Here is a 21,050-nt window from a genome sequence, read left to right on the forward strand (position 1 = left end):
CCTCTGCTTAAGACTGTGGTTCCACAACGAGCCTGCCATGCGCGCGCCGCACGACAAAGCCGCCGGGTAGCCAAACACCGCCCTGACCGCGCCATTCACTCACCAGTGCGTCAACACGACGCAGATGCGAATCGGACAGTTCCGGCACACCTTCGCCGATGAGCCACGACCTGAGCACTCTGCGTCGCAGTGCGACGGGCAACTCGTCGATGTCGTCGACCGCGCAGCAGTCGCCGGCGAAGGCTTCCGCGAGAGAGTCGAGTGCGTCACAGTCCTCACGCAACTGTGCGGCCGTGCGCGCCAACGACGACGCGACACCGCCCTGCAAGATGTTCTCCAACAACGGCAGGACTTCGTTGCGGAGACGCACACGCGTGAACGACGGGTCATCGTTGTGCGGGTCCTCCCACGTCTCGATGCCCTGCTCCACACACGCGGCACGGGTGATCGATCGTGAGACGCCGAGCAGCGGACGGCCCCACGGCGGGTCGTACGCGCGCATGCCCGCGATCGACCGCGGACCGGACCCGCGGCCCAGACCGAGCAACACCGTCTCGGCCTGGTCGTCCAGCGTGTGGCCGAGCAGCACCACGCCCTCCGCCGGCCTCAGAGCCGCGTAGCGGGCCTTGCGGGCCGCCGCCTCCGGCCCACCGGCGCCGTCGACCGTGACGGTCTCCACCCGCGCCACGAGACCGAACTCGGCGCACTGCCGGGCCGCGCGGGCGGCCACCTCGGCGGAACCGGGCTGGAGCTGGTGGTCGACGACCACGGCGGACGCGTCGGGCACCAGCCGTGCCACGCAGGCCGCCAGCGCGAGCGAGTCGGCGCCGCCCGACACCGCGACCGTCACCGCGTCCGGGCGGACGTCGTCGAGGAACCTGCGGACCGCCGTCCTGATCTCGGCGACCGGGCCGTTCACGGTGCCACGCGGCGCAGCCAGGTCATCGGTTCGGCGATCTCCGCGCGGGTCGGCAGGGTCTCGGCGGACGTCCAGATCGCGTTGAAGCCGTCCATGCCCACGCGCTCCACGACGTACTCGGTGAACTCCGCGCCCTCCGCGTACTGGCGCACCTTCGCCTCGACGCCGAGCACCGTGCGCAGGATCCGGTCGAGCAGACCGCCGCCCTTGCGCCGCGCGGTGAAGCGGCTGCGGATGGTCCCGACGGACGGCACGACGGACGGGCCGACCGCGTCCATCACGTGGTCGGCGTGGCCTTCGAGCAAAGTGGACAGTGCGATCAACCGGTCCAGCACGGCTTTCTGCTGCGGCGACTGGATGAGCTCGATCAGCCCGATCGGGCCGTCGCCCTCGCGCAGCTTGTGCCGGAAGTCGCGGATCACCTCGGACAGCGGCGCCCTGTCTTCGTCCATTGCGGACAGCAGCGCGGTGACCTGGTCGGAGAAGTACTTCCGCAGCCACGGCACGCCGGTGAACTGCAGGCGGTGCGTGCACTCGTGCAGGCACACCCACATCCGGAAGTCGTCCGCGGGCACGTCGAGGGCCTGTTGTGCGCCAACGATGTTCGGCGCGACGAGCAGCAACCGTCCGGCGAGCTGGTCGTCCGGGCCGAACGGGTCGAACTGGCCGAGCACCCGCGAGGACAGGAACGCCATGACCACACCGGCCTGCACGCCGGCCGTGCCCGCGAGGATGCCCGCCATCGCACCGGACTGACGCGGCATGGCGGGCGCCGTCAGCGCGGCGAGACCCTGCGCGGCGGCTCTGACCCAGGCGGGCCGGTCGACGACCTCGCCGGGCAGCAGCGGCAGCCCCTGGCCGAGGCCGGTCAGCTCGCGGACGTGCACCTCCGCCTGCGGCGCGAGCTCGCGAAGTCTGCCGACGACGTGGTCGGCCTCGTCCTTCCCGATCACCGGGCCTGGTCGCACGAGCCGCACCGCGGTCGCCACCGCCAGCTCCCAGTCCACCGGGCCGAGCTCTGCCTCCGTCGCGCCGTTCACCCTGCCGAAGTTACCTGCGCACGCCCCGCTACGAACAGCCGCAACCCCGCAACGCAGCGGCCATCACGTCCAGCGCGGGCCGCACCTCGGTCTCGGCGTTGCGGTTGCTGGCCGACATGAACGCGAAGACCAGCACCCGCCCGTCCACGTCGACGACCGTGCCGGCGAGCGCGTTGACCCCGGTGAGCGTGCCGGTCTTGGCCCGCACCCAGCCCCTGCCCTGCGCGGCGTTCCCGCCGTAACGACCGGCGAGGGTGCCGCTGCCGCCCGCCACCGGCAACGCCGTCAGCAACGGCCGGAGCTTCGCGGTGCGCGGGTCGTCCAGCGAGGGCTTCGCCGCCTGGGAGAGCACGTCGGTGAGCAGCTTGGCGGGGATCCTGTTGCTCGCGGACAGCCCGCTGCCGTCCACGAAGTTCGCCCCGGTGAGGTCGAACCCGTTCTTGGTCAGCACGTCCCGCACGGCCTTGACCCCGCCCGCGAACGACGGCTCGTTGCCGCTCTTGATCGCGATCTCGCGGGCGATCGCCTCGGTGAGGACGTTGTCCGAGATCTGCATCATGTTGTCGACGAGCTGCTCGATCGGCGCCGACTTGATCTCGCCGAGCACCTGCGCGCCCTGCGGAGCCGTGCCGACGGTCGCGCCAGGAGCCCCGATGCGTTGCGCGAACGCGTCCGCCGCAGCCTGAGCCGGGCTGCCGGTGCGCGCGCCGTTGACGTTCTTCGGGTCGACACGTCCGCCGTCGAGCATGAACGGCACGATCGGCGCGACCGAGCCGCCGCCGATGTCCGCCGACTCCCACTGCGGCCCGAGCGCCTCGCCCGCGTACCGGCCGAGGTCGAAGACGACCTTGGTGACCGTGCCCTTCTGCTTGACCTGGTTGACCAGGTCGTCGAGGGAGGCCGCGCCGGGGTAGACGGAGCTGCCGGGCGTGCCGGAGATCGTCGGGTCACCGCCGCCGACGATCACCACGGTGCCGGGCTCGGCACCCTGGACGACCTTGGTGGACAGCTGGTCGGTCTTCTCGAGGCTCAGCAGGGCGGCGGCCGCCGTGAGGATCTTGAGACTCGACGCCGGCGTAGCGGGCGTGGTGTCGCCCTGCTGCCACAGCGCGGCGCCGTTGGCGGGGTCGACGACGCTGCCGGTGAGCGTGCCGAGCGCGCTGTTGCCGGCCGGTCCGGTGAGAACGCCTTTCACCCCCGCCGCGGACGGCGCCGGGGAGCCCGCGCCGGCCGGTTTGACGAGCGGCTGGACGACGGCCGGTGCGGCGGGAGGCCTGGTCTCGATCGCCTTGGCGCCGCCGAACTCCTTGACCGCGTAGACGGTGGCGCCGGCCAGCGCCGCGACGACCAGGAGGCCGATCACCACGACGAGGGACTTGCGGCCCTTCTTCGGCTCGTCGGTGAGGCGGTCTTGCGGCTCCTCGTCGTAGCCGGAGACGGGGAGGGTTTCGCGGACCGGGTCCTTGGGCTTGGGCGGTTCGGGGCGTTGCGGCTGGTCGAAGCGGGCCGTTTCGGGGCGCGGCGGTTCCTGGCGCGGGGGCTCCTGGCGGGGAGGTTCTTGGCGCGGCGGTTCTTGGCGGGGAGGTTCTTGGCGCGGAGGCTCTTGGCGCGGAGGTTCCTGGCGCTGGAGCTGGTCGACGCGCATGGTCTGCTCAGGACGCTGAGGTTCGGGCCGCTGCGGCTCAGGACGCTGCTGTTCGGGACGTTGCGGCTGCTCGCGCGAGGGCTGCTGGTCCGGTCTGACCGGCTGGTCGAACCACGACGGCTCGGACATCGGCAGCTGGTCGACGCGCGCCGTCTTGGCGTTGGCGGCCATGCTGGCGCGAGGGTCCCCTCCCTGGGGTCCCCCGTTTTCAATTTTGCCAGGCGGGACCGACAGTTCCGCCGTCTTCTGCTCCGCCCTGTGGACAACCTCGGGCTTGTGGACAACTTCCGGCTTGTGAGCGACCTCGGGCTTGTGAGCGGCGTCGGGCTTGTGGACGAGGTCGGGCTTCGGCACCACGCGGGTCTGCTCACCCCGCGGCTCGATCCGCACCGGCGCCGCCCGCGGTGGCTCCGTCTTGGAGAGATCCGCGGTCGTGCGCTCCGAGACCGGCTGCGGTTGGCCGCCACCTGGACCAATCGTGCCGTGAGACTTCCCACCCGAAGATCCGCCCGCCGACCCGCCGGAACCGTTCAAAGGCACACTCGGGCCACCGGAACCGCTGCCCGCCCCGCTCGAGGCGCCACCGACCGGCGACGAGCGCAACGGCTCCTCAGTGGACGGTGTGGCCAGCACGGAGGCGAGGGGGAAACGCATCGTCGGCTGGTCGACGGACGGGCGGCTGACCTGCACAGTTGGCTCGGAAGGCGCCGAGTCGAGCTCGGTGTCGTCGTCCTCGGTCGGCCACATGGGCTCGTCCGGCAAAGCGACCTCCGTCAGCTCGGTACGGGCAATCTCACACCCTCCAGCCGCCGCTCCGATGAGGGTTGACAGGGCGTCGTGGTCCACACTAGTGGCGTCACGAATGGGCTACATGAGCGAGGACCAGTGGAGTTCGACGTCCTGATCGAGATCCCCAAGGGCGTGCGCAACAAGTACGAGGTGGACCACAAGAGTGGCCGCATCCGCCTCGACCGCACGTTGTTCACGTCGACGCAGTACCCGGCTGACTACGGGTTCATCGAGAACACCCTGGGTGAGGACGGCGACCCGCTGGACGCCCTCGTCCTCGTCCAGGAGCCGACGTTCCCCGGCTGCCTGATCGCGGCCCGTGCCATCGGCATGTTCCGCATGACCGACGAGAAGGGCGGCGACGACAAGGTTCTGTGTGTTCCGGCCTTCGACCCGCGGCACGAGCACCTGCGCGACATCCACCACCTGGCGGAGTTCGACCGCCTGGAGATCCAGCACTTCTTCGAGGTCTACAAGGACCTCGAGCCCGGCAAGAGCGTCGAGGGCGCGACCTGGGTCGGCCGCACCGAGGCCGAGGCCGAGATCAAGCGTTCCTACCAGCGCCTGAAGGACGCCGAGGCGCGCGGCGAAACGCTGCACTGAGCTGACAACGACGAACGGCGCTTTTGTTCACCTGAGGTGGACAAAAGCGCCGTTCATCGTTTGAAAGTCAGACCGCGATCGACTCGGCGTCCGCGACCCGCTCCAGACCCGACTTGGTCGACAGCGGCTTCTCGCGCAGGAACCACACGAGGACGAACGCCGCGATCATCACGATGCCGCCGGTCATGAAGACCAGGTCGATCGCGCTGGAGAACCCGTCGAGGAACGGCTTGGCCAGCACCGGGTCGAGGTGGTTGAGGAACTCGGTGTTGTTGATGTCCACGCCGGACCCGCCACCCGCCTGCAGCGACTTGGCGAACTCCGGGTTGTGGCTCAGCGCGACCTTGAACGCCTCGGTCTGCATGGCGGCCTTGAGGCCTTCCGCGATCTTGTCGCCCACCGTGGTGAACAGGATCGACAGGAACACCGCGGTACCGACAGTGCCACCGATCTGGCGGAAGAACGTCGCCGAAGCGGTCGCCACACCCATGTCACGCGGCTCGGCGTCGTTCTGGATCGCCAGCAGCAGCGTCTGCATGCACTGGCCCAGACCGGCACCCATGACGAACATGTAGACCATGGTCAGCCAGTTCGGCGTGTCCGTGCCGATGGTGCTGAACAGGAACAGCGCGGTCGCCATCAGCCCGGCGCCGATGATCGGGAAGACCTTGTAGCGGCCGGTCTTCGACGTGATGCGGCCCGCGATCGCCGTGGCCGACATGATGCCGAACGTCATCGGCAGCAGCATCAGACCCGACACGGTCGGCGAGACGCCCTTCACGATCTGCAGGTACAGCGGGATGGAGACCATGCCGCCGAACATGCCGATGCCGAGCACGAAGTTGATCGTGTTGCCGAGCGCGAACGTGTGGTTGCGGAACATCCGGATCGGCAGCAGCGCCTCGTCGCCCATGCGGTTCTCGACCCACACGAAGGCGATCAGGCCGAGCACACCGATCACGTACATCGCGATCGACGTGCCGGACGCCCAGCCCCACTCGCGGCCCTGCTCCGCCACGATCAGCAGCGGCACCAGGCCGATGGTCAGCGCGGCGGCGCCACCGAAGTCGATGCGGTGGTCGACGCGGTTGTGCGGGATGTTCAGCACGCGGCCGACGACGAACAGCGCGAGCAGCGCGATCGGGACGTTCACGAGGAACACCCAGCGCCAGCCGGTGACGCCGAGGAACGAGTCCAGACCGGCGAACACACCGCCGATGACCGGTCCGAGCACGCTCGCCGAACCGAACACGGCCATGAAGTACGCCGAGTACTTGTTGCGCTCACGCGGCGAGATGATGTCGGCCATGATCGCGAACGCGAGCGACATCAGACCGCCGGCGCCCAGGCCCTGCACCGCGCGGAACGCGGCCAGCTCGTACATCGACGTCGCGATGCCCGAGAGCAGCGAGCCGAGCAGGAACAGCGAGATCGCCGCGAGGTACATCGGCTTGCGCCCGTAGATGTCCGACAGCTTGCCGTACAACGGGGTCGTGATGGTCGCGGTGATCAGGTAGGCGGTGGTCGCCCACGCCTGCAGCGTCTGGCCGTGCAGCTGGTCCGCGATGGTCTTCATGGCGCTGGCGACGATCATCTGGTCCAGCGCAGCGAGGAACATGCCCAGCAGAAGGCCGGACAGCACCGTCATGATCTGGCGGTGCGTCAACGAGACCCCTGAGGGTGTCGCCTCGGTTGTTTGTGACATCTCTACTTTTCCCCTCCTGCGCGGATCCCCAGTCCGCGTTCGGTCAGAAGCGCCGGAATGGTGCACTCGTAGTCCTGGACAAAGCGTTCGAACTGGTCCGCGAACACCTTGAGTTCCTCTTCAGACCAGCCCGCGAACACCCGCTCGAACGCTTCGATGCGCATCCGGCGTCGTTCAACGAGCAACTCGCGTCCCGCCCGGGTGACCGCCAGCACGCTGGCCCGGCCGTCCGCCGGATCAGCACGGCGCTCGACGAGCCCGTCCTTCACCAGCGCGGCGACCTGCCTGCTGACCGTGGACGGGTCGGAGAACACCGCCTCCGCGAGAGCGCTGGACCGGCATTCGCCGAGACCCGCGATCGTCAGCAGGAGGATGAACGCCGACTTGTCGAAGCCCTGCTTCGACATCTGGTGTGTGACCTGGGCGTGCATCTTGTTCAGGCGCGTCATCGCCATGCTCACGCGATCGGCGAGCCCCTGCTCGGGATCGACGTGGCAGCTGCCCGGTTCGACCATCCCACACCCCGTTGCTTGTATCACCCAACTAGTTGCTCGCTACAAGCATCCATCTCGGTCGACCGGAACGCAAGTGGGTTTCAAGTCTCACTCCACAGAGGAGTGGTGAGGCTGCGAGGAGTAGTGGTTACCGACGGGTAGCTTCGCTGGTTACCCGCCGGTAGCATCCGTCTCATGAGCCAAGACGTGTCTTTCGTCGCTGACGCCATGAAGCAGGCCGTGCCGTGGGTGAAGACCACCGGCATCGAGTTCGAGGAGGTCTCCGCCAGCCGTGTCGTCGCGTCGCTGCCCGACGACGAGACGCTGCGCAACCACGTCGGCGGCCCGCACGCCGCGATGATGTTCGGTCTCGCCGAGACCGCGTCGGGCGCCGTGGTGATGGCCGCGTTCGCCGCTCACCTGGGCAAGGCCACGCCGCTGGTCGCCCGTGCCGACATCGCGTACAAGAAGGTCGCGCTCGGCGTTCTGCGTGCCGAGGCCGTTCTGGGCCGTTCCGCGGACGAGGTTCTGGCCGAGCTGGAGTCCGGTACGCGGCCCGAGTTCCCGGTGACGATCACGATCACCAACGCCGAGGGAGTGACCACCGGCGAGATGACCGTCGTCTGGACGTTGAAGCCCGCGCGCTGAACTGCGCATCTCCGTATTTCAGTTCGGAATACCCGTGAACCGATCTGGGCCAAATACGTAACCTTGGCCACACCCCGCCCGAGTAGGACCATTCGGTGTCATGTCGGGGTGGAGAACTGTGGGCGGTGTCCTGCTGGCCTTGTTGAGCGCGGGGTGCACCGCGCAGGCACAGCAGTCGACTCCCGTTGCGGTGGAGAAACGAGCCGGGGAGACGCAGGTCACGACGTCGCCGTCGGTGCCACCGGCCATGCTGGGCATCAGCGTGGTGTCGGTCGTCGACGGGCGCGCCGTGATGCTGTCCGACGGGTCGAAGGCAGAGGTCAGCGGCCTCGCCCAGCCGGGACCGTGCTGGGCGGAGGCCGCCGCGGGCTTCGCGCGGAGCATGCTGCTGAACCAGCAGGTGCGCTACGACCGTGCCACCGGCGCGCTGACCCTCGCCGACGGCACGGACTACGCGTTGCTCGCGCTGGGCAACGGCGCTGGGCGCACTGCGGGCGCCCCGTCGCCCGCGCAGAAGGAAGCCGAGGGGGCCGCGCAACGCGTCCCGATCGGGCTGTGGGGAGCACCGTGCGGCGGCAAGGACGCCACCGTGACCCCCACTCCGCCGCCTCCGCCTCCACCACCGCCCACCACGACCCCGCCCAAGCCGACCACCACGACGAAGCCGACGCCGAAGCCCGTTTTCTTCGCGACGTGCGACGACGCCTGGCGGGCCGGCGCGGCTCCGATCTACTGGGGCCAGCCGGGGTACCGGGTCGAACTCGACTACAACCGCAACGGCATCGCCTGCGAGCCGCCGCGCCGGTGACCTCATAGCCCTCATAGCCTCAGCGGCATGAAGCTGGACAGGAGTGCCGTCGACTACACCCCAGGCGACGCCGGGGCCATCGCGAAACGGGCCGAGGACGGCGGCTACGACGGGTTCTGGCTCGCGGAGACCAAGCACGACCCGTTCCTGGCGCTGGCCGGTGCCGCCGCGGCGACCGAACGGATCGAGCTCGGCACGGCGATCGCGGTGGCGTTCGCGCGCAACCCGATGACCATCGCGACCACGGCGAACGACCTGCGGCTGCTCTCGAAGGGCCGCTTCAACCTCGGGCTGGGCTCGCAGGTCGAAGCACACATCACCAAGCGGTTCTCGATGCCGTGGAGCAAACCCGCCGCGAGGATGCGCGAGTTCGTGCTGGCGATCCGGGCGATCTGGCACGCGTGGGAGACCGGCGAGCGGCTGGCGTTCCGCGGCGAGTTCTACAAGCACACGCTGATGACACCGTTCTTCGACCCGGGACCGAACCCGCACGGCAACGCGCCGATCTACCTCGCGGGCGTCGGTGAGCTGATGACCGAGGTCGCGGGCGAGGTCGCGGACGGCTTCCTGTGCCACAACTTCACGACGGAGCGGTACCTGCGCGAGGTGACGCTGCCGGCGCTCGAACGCGGCCGCGCGAAGGCGGGGAAGACGTTGGAGGGCTTCGAGATCAGCGGCCCGGTGTTCGCCGCGACGAACGACGAGGAGATCGCCGACGTCAAGCGGCAGATCGCGTTCTACGGGTCGACGCCCGCCTACCGGCCGGTGCTGGAGCTGCACGGCTGGGGAACGCTGCACGAGGAGCTGCACCGGATGTCGCGGCGGCAGCAGTGGACCGAGATGAGCGGGTTGATCACGGACGAGGTGCTGAACACCTTCGCCGTCGTCGGCTCGCCGGAGACCGTCACGGCCTCACTCCTGGAGCGCTACGGCGACGTGGTCACCCGGATCTCACCGTCGGGGAACGTCCTTCACCGACCGGAGAAGTGACTGAGGCCCTGACGTGCGAGCTCGGCGTGGAAAGCGTCGAGCTCGGCGCGCACTCTGGCGACGCCCCTCTTGCGGACCCACCGGCGTCTGCCCACGTTGGCGGCGGTGAGAGCGAACGGCAGAGCGAGCAGGGTCAGGACCAGCATCGTGATCATTCTGTCTCCTCAGGGGTTGCGAACAAGCAACGACCAATCGAGACAGCGCTTACGGTACCGGGTCCAAAGCCACCCAGGTGGAGCAAAGTCACCGACAGCAAGTCAGTTCTTGACTAATTTTGTTTTCGGTGCGACGGTGGAGCCATGTTCGAAGTGGCGGTGATCGAGGATCCGGCAGCGGCCGAGGTGTCGCTGGACCCCGTGCGGGCGCGGTTGCTCGCGGAGCTGGCAGAGCCGGGATCGGCGACGATGCTCGCCGCGAAGGTGGGCCTGCCCAGGCAGAAGGTGAACTACCACCTGCGCACGCTGGAGCAGCACGGCCTGGTGGAGCTGGTCGAGGAACGGCGCAAGGGCAACGTGAACGAGCGCCTGCTGCAGGCGACCGCGGCGTCCTACGTGATCTCCCCGACCGCGCTCGCGGCCGTGCAGCCGGACCCGGCGCGTTCACCCGACCGGTTGTCCGCGCGGTGGCTGCTGGCGGTTTCGGCCAGGCTGGTGCGCGACGTCGGGACGTTGATCACGGGCGCGACCAGGGCGAAGAAGCGGCTGGCGACGTTCGCCCTGGACGGCGAGGTGCGTTTCGCCACCGCGGCGGACCGCGCGGCATTCGCCGAAGAGCTCGCCACGTGCGTAACGCACCTCGTCGCCAAGTACCACGACGAACAGGCAGAAGGAGGGCGTGCGCACCGAGTCGTCGTCGCCCTGCACCCGAGCGTCACCGCCAAGGAGGAAGAGTCGTGACCCGCGAGTTCGAGATCAAGAAGGAAGTCGAGGTCGAGGGCACCCCGTCGCAGGTGTGGGACGCCATCGCGACGGGGCCCGGCATCGACTCGTGGTTCATGGGCCCGCACACCGTCGACGGACGACTCGGCGGCCGCATGACGCTCGACCTGGGCTTCTTCCAGGAGGCGTCGACGATCACCGCCTGGGAGCCGGGCAAGCGGTTCGCCTACGAGAGCGACAAGGCCGACGACGGCACGATCCACGCGATGGAGTACCTGATCGAGGCGCGTAACGGCGGCTCGACCGTGCTCCGGTTCGTGCACAGCGGCATCCTCGGCGACGGCTGGAGCGACGAGTACCTCGACCAGACGTCGTACGGCTGGGACATGTACCTCGCCACACTGGGCCAGTACGTCAAGCACTTCCCCGGCCGCCGCGGCACGTACGTGTTCGCCCAGGCGCCCCAGGAACAGCCCGACGACGCGTGGCCCCGGCTGCTCGCAGCGCTCGGCGTGCCCGCCGACCCCGAGGTCGGCGACGAGGTCACGCTGGAGCCCTTCGGCATCACCGGGGTCGTCGACTTCGCCTACGACCTGCCGGGGGTGTTCCTCAGCGTGCGCGGAACCGATGGCCTGTACCGGTTCCACGGCACCCGTGCCGTCGGCCACCACCTCTTCGGCGACGCGACCGGCCAGGCCGAGAAGTGGCAGGCGTTCCTGGAGACCGCGATCAGGGCTTGAGCGGGCAGGCCTCGTAGACGTAGTCCGGGTGCCCGTACGGCACCACGTTCCGGTCGCGGCGGATGACCGACACCCGTCCGCCGCGGTCGGCGCAGGAGCTCTGGAACGCCTCGTCGGTGTACTCGATCTGGAAGACGTTGTCGCCGAACGCGTCGGCGTAGGGCTTGCACTCGTCGTGGGCCTGGCAGTCCTCGGTGATGGCGAAGTCGAAGCCGACGTACTTCTTGCCCGAGTCGCCCAGCTCACCGCCGTTCTTCTGCGCGACCGCGAGCCCCTTCTCGTGGGCGTGGCGCACGAACGACTTCATGAACTCCTTGGTGGCGTTGATGTCGAACGCCCCGCCGGCCCACGTGTGCGAGTCGAGGTTGTCCGCCTCGATCGCCTGGAAGCGCGAGGTCTTGCAGCCCTCGATCCACTTCTTCTGGATGTCCAGGATCCTCCCGCGCTTCTCGGGGGTGGAGATGTCGAGGACGCCCTCCTCCCACTGGGGGACGATCACCGGCTGGCCGTCCGGCTTCTTCACCAGCAGGTCGCCGTGGTTCTGCTGCCACCAGCTCAGGCTGCCCTCCATCGGGTCCGGCTGGGTCTGCAGGGCGTTGAGGTAGCAGATGTTGTAGCGGTCGCCGACGGGCAGCTTGCTGCGGTCCCGCACCACGATCTTGACGCGCGCGTCCGGCTGGTACACCCCGCCGATCTGGTAGTCGAACTTCGCGCCGCTCGGCGGCAGTTCGACCGAGGGCGGTTCAGGTTCGCTCGTGCTGCAGGAGGCGACGAGCAGGAGCAGGGCGGCGAGCGCCGCGACTGGCTTCATGCGCGGCAGTGTGCCAGCGATGAGATGACGCGGACGTAACACGAAGGCACTCCATTGCTCATGAATGAGAACTACTTTCCGCCAGGTGAAAACTCGGTCGCTGTTCGTGCAGCTCCTCCTCGCGGTGGTCGCCGGCGTGCTCGTGGGCCACTACTTCCGGTCGTTCGGCGCTGATCTCAAGCCGATCGGGGACGGCTTCATCAAGCTGATCAAGATGGTGATCGCGCCACTGATCTTCTGCGTGGTGGCGACGGGCATCGCCAAGGTCGGCGACCTGCGCGCGGTCGGCAGGATCGGGGTCAAGGCCCTGATCTACTTCGAGGTCGTCTCGACCGCGGCGCTCGCGTTCGGGCTGCTGGTCGGCAACGTCGTGCGGCCGGGCGCCGGCATGAACATCGATCCGTCCACCTTGGACACCTCCGCCGTGGAGGCGAAGACGCAGGGCGGTCACCTCCCGGGCGTCGTCCAGTTCCTGCTCGATCTCATCCCTTCCAGTGTGGTGGACGCGTTGGCGCGCAACGCGTTGCTTCAGGTGCTGTTGTTCGCCGTGCTGTTCGGCTGCGCACTGGCCCAGCTCGGCGAGCGCGCGACGCCCGTCGTGGACCTCCTGGAACGCGTCAACCTGGCGTTCTTCACGGTGCTGGGGTACGTGATGAAGCTGGCGCCGCTCGGTGCGTTCGGCGCGATGGCGTTCCTCGTCGGTCAGTACGGACTGGGGTCGTTGCGCACGTACCTGTGGCTGATCCTCGCCTCCTACGGCGCGGCGCTGCTGTTCTGCGCGCTGCTCGGTGTGATCGCCTGGGCGTTCGCGCGGGTCAACCTCCTGAAGTTCCTGCGCTACACCAAGGAGGAGTTCCTGCTGGCGCTCGGCACGGCGTCGTCGGAGGCCGTGCTGCCGCGGATGATGGCGAAGCTGCAACGTGCGGGCTGCGCGCCCACGTCCGTCGGACTGGTGCTGCCCACCGGTTACTCGTTCAACCTGGACGGCGCGTCGATCTACCTGTCGCTCGCGACGGTGTTCCTGGCGCAGGCGTTGAACATCCCGCTCGACCTCGGCGACCAGCTCACGATCGTGCTGGTGCTCGTGCTGACCTCGAAGGGCATGGCGGGCGTGCCGGGCTCGGCGTTCCTCGCGCTGTCCGCCACCGTCGCCGCCGTCGGCTCGATCCCGGCCGCGGCGGTCGCCTTGCTGCTGGGCGCCGACCGGATCATGGACTCCATGCGCGTCTTCACGAACCTGCTGGGCAACTGCGTGGCGACGTTCGTGGTGTCGCGGTGGGAGGGCATGCTCGACGTCGGCCAGATGCGGTCAGCGCTCGGCCAGCCAGGCGGTGACCACGTCGTCGAGCAGGCCGAGGGTGAGCCTGCCGCGGCCGAGGACGACCTCGTGGAAGTCGCGGACGTCGAACGCCGTGCCTAGGGCTTGCTCCGCTTTCGCGCGCAGCTCGTCGAACCTGAGGCGGCCCACCGCGTACGCCAGAGCCTGGCCCGGCTGGGCGAGGTAGCGGTCGGCCTCGGCCTCGGCGAGCTCGCGCGGCGCCAGCAGTCCGAGTCTGGAGCTCTCGGCTTCCGCCTCGCTGCGGTCAGCGAGCGCGTCGAGTTGCGACATCTGTCCTCCACGAGTTGCGCCGTTGGGCGGCCATGACGGCGGGTTGCGGCGGGTAAGCCCTTTCCATGCGGTGGTTGTTGCTGATCATCCTGCTGACCGGCTGTTCCGCGATACCTCTTTCCCCTGGCCCGCAACTGAACCGCGTGCCGGAGGGAACCCTCGACGCCCCGGCCGCGCGCACCTCGCTCGCCGCGCTCCCCCTCGCCGCGCCGGGCCGCCTCGACGGGTACTCGCGCGACTGCGACAAGGGCGCGTGCGTGTTCGGGCAGCCGTGGTTCGACACCGACGGCGACGGCTGCGACCAGCGCAGCCAGGTGCTGGCCCGCGACCTGGCGGACGTGCAGCGCAAGCCGGGACGGTGCGGCGTGCAGTCGGGCACGCTCGACGACCCCTACACCGGCTCGCGGGTGACCAGCGTGTCGAAGATCCAGATCGACCACGTGGTGCCGCTCGCCGAGATGTGGCGCAGCGGAGCCGCCGGGTGGCCGCAGGAGAAGCGGGTGACGGCGGCGAACGACCTGCGGAATCTGGTGGCGGTGACTGGCAGCGTGAACCAGTCGAAGGGCGACAAGACACCGGACGAGTGGATGCCGCCCAGTGCGGCGTACGCGTGTTCGTACGGGCGGATCTACGTGACGGTGAAGGCGGCGTACGGGTTGAGCGTGGCGCCAGCGGAACGGTCGGCGCTGGAGAAGGCGCTCGCCACCTGTGACACACCCCCTGCGACATAACCCGGGAAACAATGCCAATTGATTGACAATTGAGCCTCTCCACCCATTCGTACCAACTTCGATGACGACGCCGACAGACCGGAGCTACCCTGATCAGTCCGGCACGTGCGGCCGAGCAAGAGGGGTGGACGGGTTGCTGAAGTCGTTCGCGCAGTGGCTGGAGAAATTCCTGCAGGAAGAAGGAGCGGTCGGCTTCGTCAAGGGACTGCTCGGCCTGGTCGCGTTCGGCGCCGTATTGTCCACGCTGTTCGGCTCGGTGGCCATTCGCACGACGTTCGTGATCGGCGCGATCGTGCTGACGCTCCTGCTGCTGGGGTATCTGACGGGCCGCGTCGCGAAGCTCGACTCGGAGTCGCGCGAGTACCGCGCACTGCTGTCCAAGTACTCCTACATGCTGATGGAACTGCAGCCCAGCCAGTTCGACATCAAGGTCTGGGAGCAGGTGGCCGTGATCGAGGCCAACGGGGACACGCAGGAGTTCATCACGGTGAACGCCATGATCCGCAACGCCGAGGCGAGGTTCTTCCGGCTGCGGTTCGGTCCGGGCTGGAACCAGCCCAAGTCGATCCAGAAGCTGGTCAACGCGAAAGTGCGCAGCCTGTTGGTGGACGGAACGATGGGCCCGAGCTTCCTGGTCACGTCACATTGGAGTGCGGACGGCAAGCTCGACATGGTGTCCCATTTCCACTCCCCCGCCGAAGTGGACAGCGAAATACGCCTGAAAATGGAGTGGACCTGGCCCAAGAAGTGCGTTCCGCTGATGGTCGCCAAGAAACCGGACCCGTTCACGTTCTACTTCCGGCAACCGGTCGAACGCGCGACCTACACAATCGTCCTGCCGCCGGGAGTCGACGTCCACTGGGACGTGATCGCGCTCAACCGGATCCGGGACGACTTCGAAATCACCAGGCGGACCGACGCGGGCCGCGTCGAGATCAAGCTGGCCATCAACAACCTGCCGGCGAACCGCCGGGCCGGCATGCTGCTGGAACTTCAGAGGTAAAACGGCCTGCACAAGCCTCGTCTGACCGTGCAGGCCCCCTTGACGGGGCACAAAGCCCAGGTCAGCGACTCACTTGTCGCCGTTCTCGCCGCCCATGTACGACATGGTGTGCGTTCCTCCTTCTGGCCACGAGGTGAAGCGCAATCCGGTCACCACCGCACCAGACGACAGTGGAAGCTCGCCCGGCCCTCGGTGGACTGATCGCACGAAGGTCGGCGATGTTATCCATGCGGTCCGAACTCACCTCAGGTGACCCCGCGGAAGCGCCTGGTGACTGCGTCTTCCACTGGATACGCGCGAGCTTAGTCCGCCGTTCACGCGCAGGCTTGGCGAACGCTAAACAGAGGAAGGGCCAGGTCAGCGAGTGACCTGGCCCTTCCGTCTCACCGAGCCGCCTGTCGGAATCGAACCGACGACCTGCTCATTACGAGTGAGCCGCTCTGGCCGACTGAGCTAAGGCGGCGAGACGCGATAACTATAGCGGGTCCGAAGACCCGTCACTCACGGGGGTCGCCTTCGTTGTACGGACCGTGACCGATGTCACCACGTCCTGACCGCCGAGGAGTGGTTCATGCGCCGATCGTTGTCCGTGCCGCTGGCAGGGTTGATGCTCGCGCTCGTCGCAGCGCCCGCGCTCGCGCAGCCTCCGACCACACCGGTGCCGGGGCCGCGTGACCCGAACCAGCCGCCCGCGTCGGCGCCGAACGGGCCTCAGTCGCTCGCGCACGCGGTGGGTGATGCGGGGACCGGGCTCAGCGTGGTCCGGCTCGGGCCGCAGGGGGTGCCCACCAACACGATCCTTCCCGGGCTGAGCGAGCAGCTGCCCAAGCAGTCGGTCACCGAGTTCGGGCTGGGGCTCGCCAGCGCGCAGGTCAACACCGAGGCGTTCCTCAGCACCGAGCGGGTGGTCACGCAGGCCAGTCCGTTCGGGTTCGCGGTGGGCGGGCGGTCGCCGCAGTCGCCGGGCACGCTCGTGCAGACGGCCATTCCGGACAACCCGCAGCCGGCCAACGGTGGGCTGCCGATTCCCGAGACACCGCTCGGGAAGCTCCGGCTGCTCAACGGCAGCGTGCACGCGCGGTGGGACGAGAAGCTCGGGCCGTGCGTCAGTCCGCTCGCGACGGCGAAGACCTCCCTCGCGGGACTCGAGGTGCTGAGCGCGTTGCCGGCCGAGGTGCCGTTGCCGTCCAAGAGCCTGATCAGCATCCCTGACACGTTCGAGGCGAACTCGCAGGTCCGGCTGGTGGATCTGCCCGGCTCGAAGAACAAGGCCGTCGAGTCGACGTCGACCATGCGTGCGGTGAGCGTCGAGATCGCGGGTGGGATCAAGATCGACGTCGCCAGCCCGCCCACGCTCACGGCGACGGCCACCGGGGACGAGAAGACGTCGAAGATCACCTACACCGCGCCGGTGCTGAAGGTCAGCCAGAACGGCAAGGAGCTCGGCACACTCGACGCCGCGCATCCGGCGCTGGACGTGCCGCTGCTGCTGGACCTGGCCGTCGTCAGGCTGCAGGTCGCCGGGCTCAACGAGAAGAAGGCGAGCTTCAGCGGCAACGGGTTCAGCGGGTTCCAGCTCGGGGCGACGGCGCGGATGCTGGACGTCCAGCTGCTGCCGACGGACAAGCTGAAGCTGCCGAACCTGCCGACGGCGCTCGCGCAGATCTCGCTGGGCGAGCAGATCGTGCGGGCCGCGGCACCGCAGGGCGGCGTGGTCTGCGGAACCGCGCAGCCTCCCCAGACGCAGGAGCCGGGCGGACCGGCGGCACCTCCCGAGAAGGCACCGCCGCTCGCCTACACCAACGCCGCGTACCAGTCGGTTCCGCTGTTCTGGACCGGCACGGGGCTGCTGCTCGCGGGTGTCGTGATCTTCGCGGCGCTGCCGGTCAGAGGCCGATCGCGTGCGAAATCTCCCGAGGTTTCAGAACCCTGAGCAGCGCTTCCATGAGGTAGTAGTCGCCGTAGGGCAACGAGACTTCGATGCCGACCTCGATGCGGCGGTTGCGGGTGCCGCGCGCCAGGATCGCCTCGTGCCGTTCGGACCGGGTCGTCAAACACGTGCGGCACAACGCATCCAGGATGCGCAGTGCGGCGACCCGGTACGACAACCGGCCAGAAGCGACAGCCAGGTCCAGCAGACCGCACGCCATGATGGCGCCCGCCGACGAGTCCTTGACGTCGTTGGGCGCCAACGGTGAGCGGTAGTCCCACACCGGGATGTGGTCCGGTGTCAGGGCGTCCAGGGCGAAGTCGGCGAGTTTTCGAGCAGCCTCAAGGAACTCACGTCGCCGAGTACGCCGGTACATCGTCGTGAACCCGTAGATGCCCCACGCCTGACCGCGCGACCAGCACGACGTCGGGCTGTAGCCCTGGTTCGTGTTGGGCCCGATGTCCTCTCCCGTGTCCGGGTTGAAGTCGAAGACGTGCGGCGTGGAGCCGTCCGGCCGGATGAACTTCGCGCGAGTCGTCAAAGCGTGCGCCACCGCGACGTCCAGGAACCGCGACTCCCCCGTCTGCTCGGACGCGAACGTCAGCAGGTCGAGGTTCATCATCGTGTCCATGATCGCGCGGCCGGCGTTCGCGGGCGTCCCGAGCGCTCCCCACGCCCTGATGAAGCGGCCCTTCTCGTTGTAGCGCTGGATCAACGACGACGCGGCCTGCACCGCGCCGTCACGCCAGGACGCGTCCCCGGTCAGCCGGTACGCGGTCACCCACGACGGGTAGAACAGGAAGCCCAGGTCGTGGATCGACGTGTCGGTGCGCCGCGGGGACAGCCGCAGCGCCGACTCCACGGCCCACGTCTTGAACTGCTCGTCGCCGCTGTCCAGGAACGCGAGCCAGTGCATGCCTGGCCAGAAACCGCCGACCCAGCCGCCGGAGTTGACGTAGATCCACTTCTCGAACTTCGTCTCCTCCGGGAACGAGGTGACGTTCGGCGCCACCTGCCTCAGCTTCCCGAGCGCGTAGTCCAGCGACTCGCGGAAGAGCCGCCCCGAAGCCGACGCCTCTCCCGGAAGTCCTGCGACAGCTCCTGCCGCGGCCGCGCCGAGCAGGGTTCTGCGAGTGAAAGTCATGGCACCATCCATCCGAGCACGGGAGTGGACTGCGGCGAGATCATCTTCGTCATCACGCCGCCCGAGCTGTTCGAGGCGCCGAACACCCGAATGGAGCGCCTGGCCGAGCAGGGTTCTGGTGGTACACCAAGGCCGCCTTTCATGTGCCCGAACAGGTCTCCGGCGGCGTGGAGACGAGAGGCTTGTTCCGTTCAACGGAACGTAGTTCCATGGTGCTCGCATCGTGTCATTCCGCCGCCCCGATCGGAAGGCATCCTCAGATGCAAATCAGGCACTCGACCCATCCGGCTCAGTTGCCGGGCTTCGACACGGACGGGCTGCGGCGGCACTATCTGGTGGACGATCTGTTCGTACCGGGCGAGATCCGGACCGTCTACACCCACGAAGACCGCATCGTGCTCGGCGGAGCGTCCCCGTCACCCGGTCGGCCACTCGAGCTGGAGAGCGCTTCCCCGCTGCGTTCAGCGCATTTCTGCGAACGGCGTGAGCTCGCCGTGCTCGCCGTCCGAAATTCCGGAACAGTGACCGTGGACGGAACCGAGCACGAACTCGGTACGCGCGACTGTCTGTACATCGGCCAGGGCGCAGTGGACATCGAGTTCCGCGCTGCCGACGAGGACACCCGCTTCTACCTGTTCTCCACGCCCTCGCACGCCTCGTTCCCCACCGCCGTGGCCCGTTTCGACGAGGTCGACGTGCTGAAGCTCGGCGACCAGAGCACCGCGAACGTCCGCGAGATCCGCAAGTTCGTGCACGCCGACGGCATCCGCTCGTCGCAGCTGGTCCTCGGCGTCACGTCGCTCGCTCCCGGCAGCGTCTGGAACACCATGCCGCCGCACACCCACGACCGCCGCACCGAGTGCTACCTCTACTTCGACCTGCCTGAGGACCACCGCGTGATCCACCTCTGCGGCGAACCGCAGAACACCCGGAACATCGTGGTGCGCAACGAGGAAGCCGTGATCTCGCCGTCGTGGTCAGTCCACAGTGGAGTGGGAACGCACTCGTACACGTTCGTCTGGGCCATGGGCGGCGAGAACCAGGCCTACGACGACATGGACCCGGTCGCCGTGACGGAGCTGCGGTGAACTTCTCCCTCGCCGGCAAGACGGCAGTGGTGACCGGCGCCCGCACCGGCATCGGCCGCGCCATCGCCCGCGGCCTGCACGAGGCCGGAGCGTCGTTGATCCTGGTGGGACGCGGCGACCTGTCCGACGTGGCACCGGCCGTGGCCACGGTGTCGATCGACCTGGCGGATCCGGCGTCGATCGAACCCGCGCTGGCACCGGTCCTGGCGGAGCACCGGGTGGACGTCCTGGTCAACAACGCCGGCACGATCCACCGCGGCCCTGCCGTCGACGTCTCGCTGGCGGACTGGCAACGGGTCATGGCGGTCAACCTCGACTCGGCGTTCGAGATCTCCAAGCTCTGCGGCCGTCAGATGGTGGCGCAGGGCAGCGGCAAGGTCGTGAACATCGCGTCGCTGCTGTCGTTCCAGGGCGGAATCCTGGTCTCGGCCTACACGGCCTCGAAGCACGCGCTCGTCGGCATGACGAAGCTGCTCGCCAACGAGTGGGCCGCGTCCAACGTGCAGGTCAACGCGATCGCCCCCGGTTACATCGAAACCGGCAACACGGCTCCTCTCCGCGCCGACCCCGACCGCGAGCCGACCATCCGCACCCGCATCCCGGCGGGCCGCTGGGGCACACCGGAAGATCTCGTGGGCCCGGCGGTGTTCCTTTCGTCCACGGCGTCCGATTATGTGACCGGACACGTACTGGTGGTCGATGGAGGCTGGCTGGCGAGATGACCGATACCGCCGTCGAAAAGACGCTCGCCGTGCTGGAGGCCCTCGCCGACCACACGCGCATCACGGACATCGCGCGGGTCACGGGCCTGCCGAAGTCCACGGTCCACCGACTCCTGCAGACGATGGTGGACCGGGGCTTCGCCACGCCGGCAGCGGACGGCTACCTGACCGGCCCGCGAGTCCTCGCCCTCGCGGGCAAGGTTCTCCGGCCCGTCGACACGGTGGAGCGGGCACGGCCGTTCCTGCGCTCGCTGCAGGAATCGACGGGGTGCACCGTGCACCTGGCCGTGCTGTACGGCGACGAACTGGTCTACGTCGACAAGATCGAGGCCAACAAGCCCTACCGGATGGCGTCCCGTCTGGGCATGTCCCTGCCGGCCCACGGGACCGCCATCGGCAAGGCGGTGCTGGCCTCGCTCCCGCCCGCCGAGCTGGACGCGTTCCTCGGGCGCACCGGACTGCCGGGACGGACGCCGAAGACGATCACGTCCGGGCCGCGGCTCAAGGCACAGCTGACGCGGGTGCGGCGGTCGCGCTTCGCGTTGGACGACGAGGAGAACGAGGTCGGGGTTCGCTGCGTGGGCGCGGCCGTGCGGGACCACGCGGGGGTGGTGATCGGCGGGTTGTCCGCGTCGTCGCTCGCGATGGAGCACTCGTTGCCGGAGTTGATCGCGTTGGGGCCGCGGGTGTTGCGGGCGGCGGACGAGGTGTCAGCGGCGCTCGGCTGGGTCTAGATCCAATGTCGAAGTCGGC

22 protein-coding genes and 1 tRNA gene are annotated in these 21,050 nt (G+C 68.5%); 13 read left to right on the forward strand and 10 right to left on the reverse strand.

From position 1 onward, the window contains the following. Positions 1–7 precede the first annotated feature (7 nt). Genes tilS through dacB form a run of 3 tightly spaced genes read right to left on the reverse strand, consistent with a single transcriptional unit; the run spans position 8 to position 4,366 of the window. Entirely contained in the window at positions 8–919 is a 912-nt protein-coding gene (gene tilS / locus ACFOWZ_RS46240) for a tRNA lysidine(34) synthetase TilS (RefSeq protein WP_382380783.1), read from the reverse strand. Further along, positions 916–1,959: a zinc-dependent metalloprotease gene (locus ACFOWZ_RS46245; protein ID WP_030472605.1), complete on the reverse strand. Its 1,044-nt coding sequence runs from the start codon at positions 1,957–1,959 to the stop codon at positions 916–918. Before ACFOWZ_RS46245 ends, tilS begins: the two co-directional genes overlap by 4 nt. A 28-nt stretch (positions 1,960–1,987) precedes the next feature. Further along, entirely contained in the window at positions 1,988–4,366 is a 2,379-nt protein-coding gene (dacB, locus tag ACFOWZ_RS46250; RefSeq protein WP_382380785.1) for a D-alanyl-D-alanine carboxypeptidase/D-alanyl-D-alanine endopeptidase, read from the reverse strand. A 123-nt stretch (positions 4,367–4,489) separates the two neighbouring features. Between dacB and ACFOWZ_RS46255 the strand changes: the two genes are divergently transcribed. After that, positions 4,490–4,996 carry an inorganic diphosphatase gene (locus ACFOWZ_RS46255; protein WP_030472603.1) on the forward strand — a complete coding sequence of 169 codons (507 nt, stop codon included), beginning with the start codon at positions 4,490–4,492 and terminating at the stop codon, positions 4,994–4,996. A 67-nt stretch (positions 4,997–5,063) separates the two neighbouring features. Here ACFOWZ_RS46255 and ACFOWZ_RS46260 read toward each other — a convergent pair whose 3' ends face one another. Both ACFOWZ_RS46260 and ACFOWZ_RS46265 read right to left on the reverse strand, forming a co-directional pair. Next, a complete protein-coding gene (locus ACFOWZ_RS46260) occupies positions 5,064–6,701 on the reverse strand; it encodes an MDR family MFS transporter (protein ID WP_382380787.1) in 1,638 nt (545 codons plus the stop codon). A 2-nt stretch (positions 6,702–6,703) separates the two neighbouring features. Beyond that, complete coding sequence (locus tag ACFOWZ_RS46265; protein ID WP_382380789.1) at positions 6,704–7,216, reverse strand: MarR family winged helix-turn-helix transcriptional regulator; 513 nt, start codon at positions 7,214–7,216, stop codon at positions 6,704–6,706. Positions 7,217–7,390: 174 nt separating this feature from the next. On the opposite strand from ACFOWZ_RS46265, the gene ACFOWZ_RS46270 reads away from it, so the two are divergent. The 3 genes from ACFOWZ_RS46270 to ACFOWZ_RS46280 all read left to right on the forward strand — a co-directional run bounded on the left by ACFOWZ_RS46270 (position 7,391) and on the right by ACFOWZ_RS46280 (position 9,641). After that, on the forward strand, positions 7,391–7,843 hold the full coding sequence (locus tag ACFOWZ_RS46270; protein WP_382380791.1) for a DUF4442 domain-containing protein: 453 nt from the start codon (positions 7,391–7,393) through the stop codon (positions 7,841–7,843). A 100-nt stretch (positions 7,844–7,943) separates the two neighbouring features. After that, positions 7,944–8,651, forward strand: coding sequence for a thermonuclease family protein (locus ACFOWZ_RS46275; RefSeq protein WP_382380793.1), 708 nt, complete (start codon positions 7,944–7,946; stop codon positions 8,649–8,651). Positions 8,652–8,678: 27 nt separating this feature from the next. Continuing rightward, positions 8,679–9,641, forward strand: coding sequence for a TIGR03617 family F420-dependent LLM class oxidoreductase (locus tag ACFOWZ_RS46280; protein ID WP_382380795.1), 963 nt, complete (start codon positions 8,679–8,681; stop codon positions 9,639–9,641). Here ACFOWZ_RS46280 and ACFOWZ_RS46285 read toward each other — a convergent pair. Further along, positions 9,623–9,796 carry a hypothetical protein gene (locus tag ACFOWZ_RS46285; protein ID WP_382380797.1) on the reverse strand — a complete coding sequence of 58 codons (174 nt, stop codon included), beginning with the start codon at positions 9,794–9,796 and terminating at the stop codon, positions 9,623–9,625. The genes ACFOWZ_RS46280 and ACFOWZ_RS46285 overlap by 19 nt on opposite strands. A 144-nt stretch (positions 9,797–9,940) precedes the next feature. Here ACFOWZ_RS46285 and ACFOWZ_RS46290 point away from each other — a divergent pair, with 144 nt between their 5' ends. Further along, positions 9,941–10,537 carry an ArsR/SmtB family transcription factor gene (locus tag ACFOWZ_RS46290; RefSeq protein WP_382380799.1) on the forward strand — a complete coding sequence of 199 codons (597 nt, stop codon included), beginning with the start codon at positions 9,941–9,943 and terminating at the stop codon, positions 10,535–10,537. Continuing rightward, positions 10,534–11,259 carry an SRPBCC family protein gene (locus ACFOWZ_RS46295; protein WP_382380801.1) on the forward strand — a complete coding sequence of 242 codons (726 nt, stop codon included), beginning with the start codon at positions 10,534–10,536 and terminating at the stop codon, positions 11,257–11,259. The genes ACFOWZ_RS46290 and ACFOWZ_RS46295 overlap by 4 nt, the downstream gene beginning before the upstream one ends. Here ACFOWZ_RS46295 and ACFOWZ_RS46300 read toward each other — a convergent pair. Further along, a complete protein-coding gene (locus ACFOWZ_RS46300; RefSeq protein ID WP_051784570.1) occupies positions 11,249–12,070 on the reverse strand; it encodes an endo alpha-1,4 polygalactosaminidase in 822 nt (273 codons plus the stop codon). The two genes, ACFOWZ_RS46295 and ACFOWZ_RS46300, sit on opposite strands and share 11 nt — an antisense overlap. 85 nt (positions 12,071–12,155) lie before the next feature. Here ACFOWZ_RS46300 and dctA point away from each other — a divergent pair, with 85 nt between their 5' ends. Beyond that, a complete protein-coding gene (gene dctA, locus ACFOWZ_RS46305; protein ID WP_382380804.1) occupies positions 12,156–13,490 on the forward strand; it encodes a C4-dicarboxylate transporter DctA in 1,335 nt (444 codons plus the stop codon). On the opposite strand, the gene ACFOWZ_RS46310 is transcribed toward dctA, so the two are convergent. Continuing rightward, on the reverse strand, positions 13,380–13,679 hold the full coding sequence (locus tag ACFOWZ_RS46310) for a DUF885 family protein (RefSeq protein WP_382380806.1): 300 nt from the start codon (positions 13,677–13,679) through the stop codon (positions 13,380–13,382). The genes dctA and ACFOWZ_RS46310 overlap by 111 nt on opposite strands. A gap of 65 nt (positions 13,680–13,744) precedes the next feature. Between ACFOWZ_RS46310 and ACFOWZ_RS46315 the strand changes: the two genes are divergently transcribed. Both ACFOWZ_RS46315 and ACFOWZ_RS46320 read left to right on the forward strand, forming a co-directional pair. Continuing rightward, complete coding sequence (locus tag ACFOWZ_RS46315; RefSeq protein ID WP_382380808.1) at positions 13,745–14,410, forward strand: HNH endonuclease family protein; 666 nt, start codon at positions 13,745–13,747, stop codon at positions 14,408–14,410. A gap of 124 nt (positions 14,411–14,534) precedes the next feature. After that, positions 14,535–15,413: a hypothetical protein gene (locus ACFOWZ_RS46320; RefSeq protein ID WP_382380810.1), complete on the forward strand. Its 879-nt coding sequence runs from the start codon at positions 14,535–14,537 to the stop codon at positions 15,411–15,413. Positions 15,414–15,802: 389 nt separating this feature from the next. Here ACFOWZ_RS46320 and ACFOWZ_RS46325 read toward each other — a convergent pair. Further along, a tRNA-Thr gene (locus tag ACFOWZ_RS46325) sits at positions 15,803–15,876 on the reverse strand. 108 nt (positions 15,877–15,984) lie between these two features. Between ACFOWZ_RS46325 and ACFOWZ_RS46330 the strand changes: the two genes are divergently transcribed. Next, positions 15,985–17,346: a hypothetical protein gene (locus ACFOWZ_RS46330; protein ID WP_382380812.1), complete on the forward strand. Its 1,362-nt coding sequence runs from the start codon at positions 15,985–15,987 to the stop codon at positions 17,344–17,346. On the opposite strand, the gene ACFOWZ_RS46335 is transcribed toward ACFOWZ_RS46330, so the two are convergent. Then, positions 17,300–18,487: a glucuronyl hydrolase gene (locus ACFOWZ_RS46335; protein ID WP_382380814.1), complete on the reverse strand. Its 1,188-nt coding sequence runs from the start codon at positions 18,485–18,487 to the stop codon at positions 17,300–17,302. The two genes, ACFOWZ_RS46330 and ACFOWZ_RS46335, sit on opposite strands and share 47 nt — an antisense overlap. A 260-nt stretch (positions 18,488–18,747) precedes the next feature. On the opposite strand from ACFOWZ_RS46335, the gene kduI reads away from it, so the two are divergent. Genes kduI through ACFOWZ_RS46350 form a run of 3 tightly spaced genes read left to right on the forward strand, consistent with a single transcriptional unit; the run spans position 18,748 to position 21,031 of the window. Continuing rightward, positions 18,748–19,575 carry a 5-dehydro-4-deoxy-D-glucuronate isomerase gene (kduI, locus tag ACFOWZ_RS46340; protein WP_382380816.1) on the forward strand — a complete coding sequence of 276 codons (828 nt, stop codon included), beginning with the start codon at positions 18,748–18,750 and terminating at the stop codon, positions 19,573–19,575. After that, positions 19,572–20,297: an SDR family oxidoreductase gene (locus ACFOWZ_RS46345; protein WP_382380818.1), complete on the forward strand. Its 726-nt coding sequence runs from the start codon at positions 19,572–19,574 to the stop codon at positions 20,295–20,297. The genes kduI and ACFOWZ_RS46345 overlap by 4 nt, the downstream gene beginning before the upstream one ends. Further along, positions 20,294–21,031, forward strand: coding sequence for an IclR family transcriptional regulator (locus tag ACFOWZ_RS46350; protein WP_382380820.1), 738 nt, complete (start codon positions 20,294–20,296; stop codon positions 21,029–21,031). The genes ACFOWZ_RS46345 and ACFOWZ_RS46350 overlap by 4 nt, the downstream gene beginning before the upstream one ends. Positions 21,032–21,050 lie beyond the last annotated feature (19 nt).

Source organism: Lentzea rhizosphaerae, assembly GCF_042649515.1.
Classification (GTDB): domain Bacteria; phylum Actinomycetota; class Actinomycetes; order Mycobacteriales; family Pseudonocardiaceae; genus Lentzea; species Lentzea aerocolonigenes.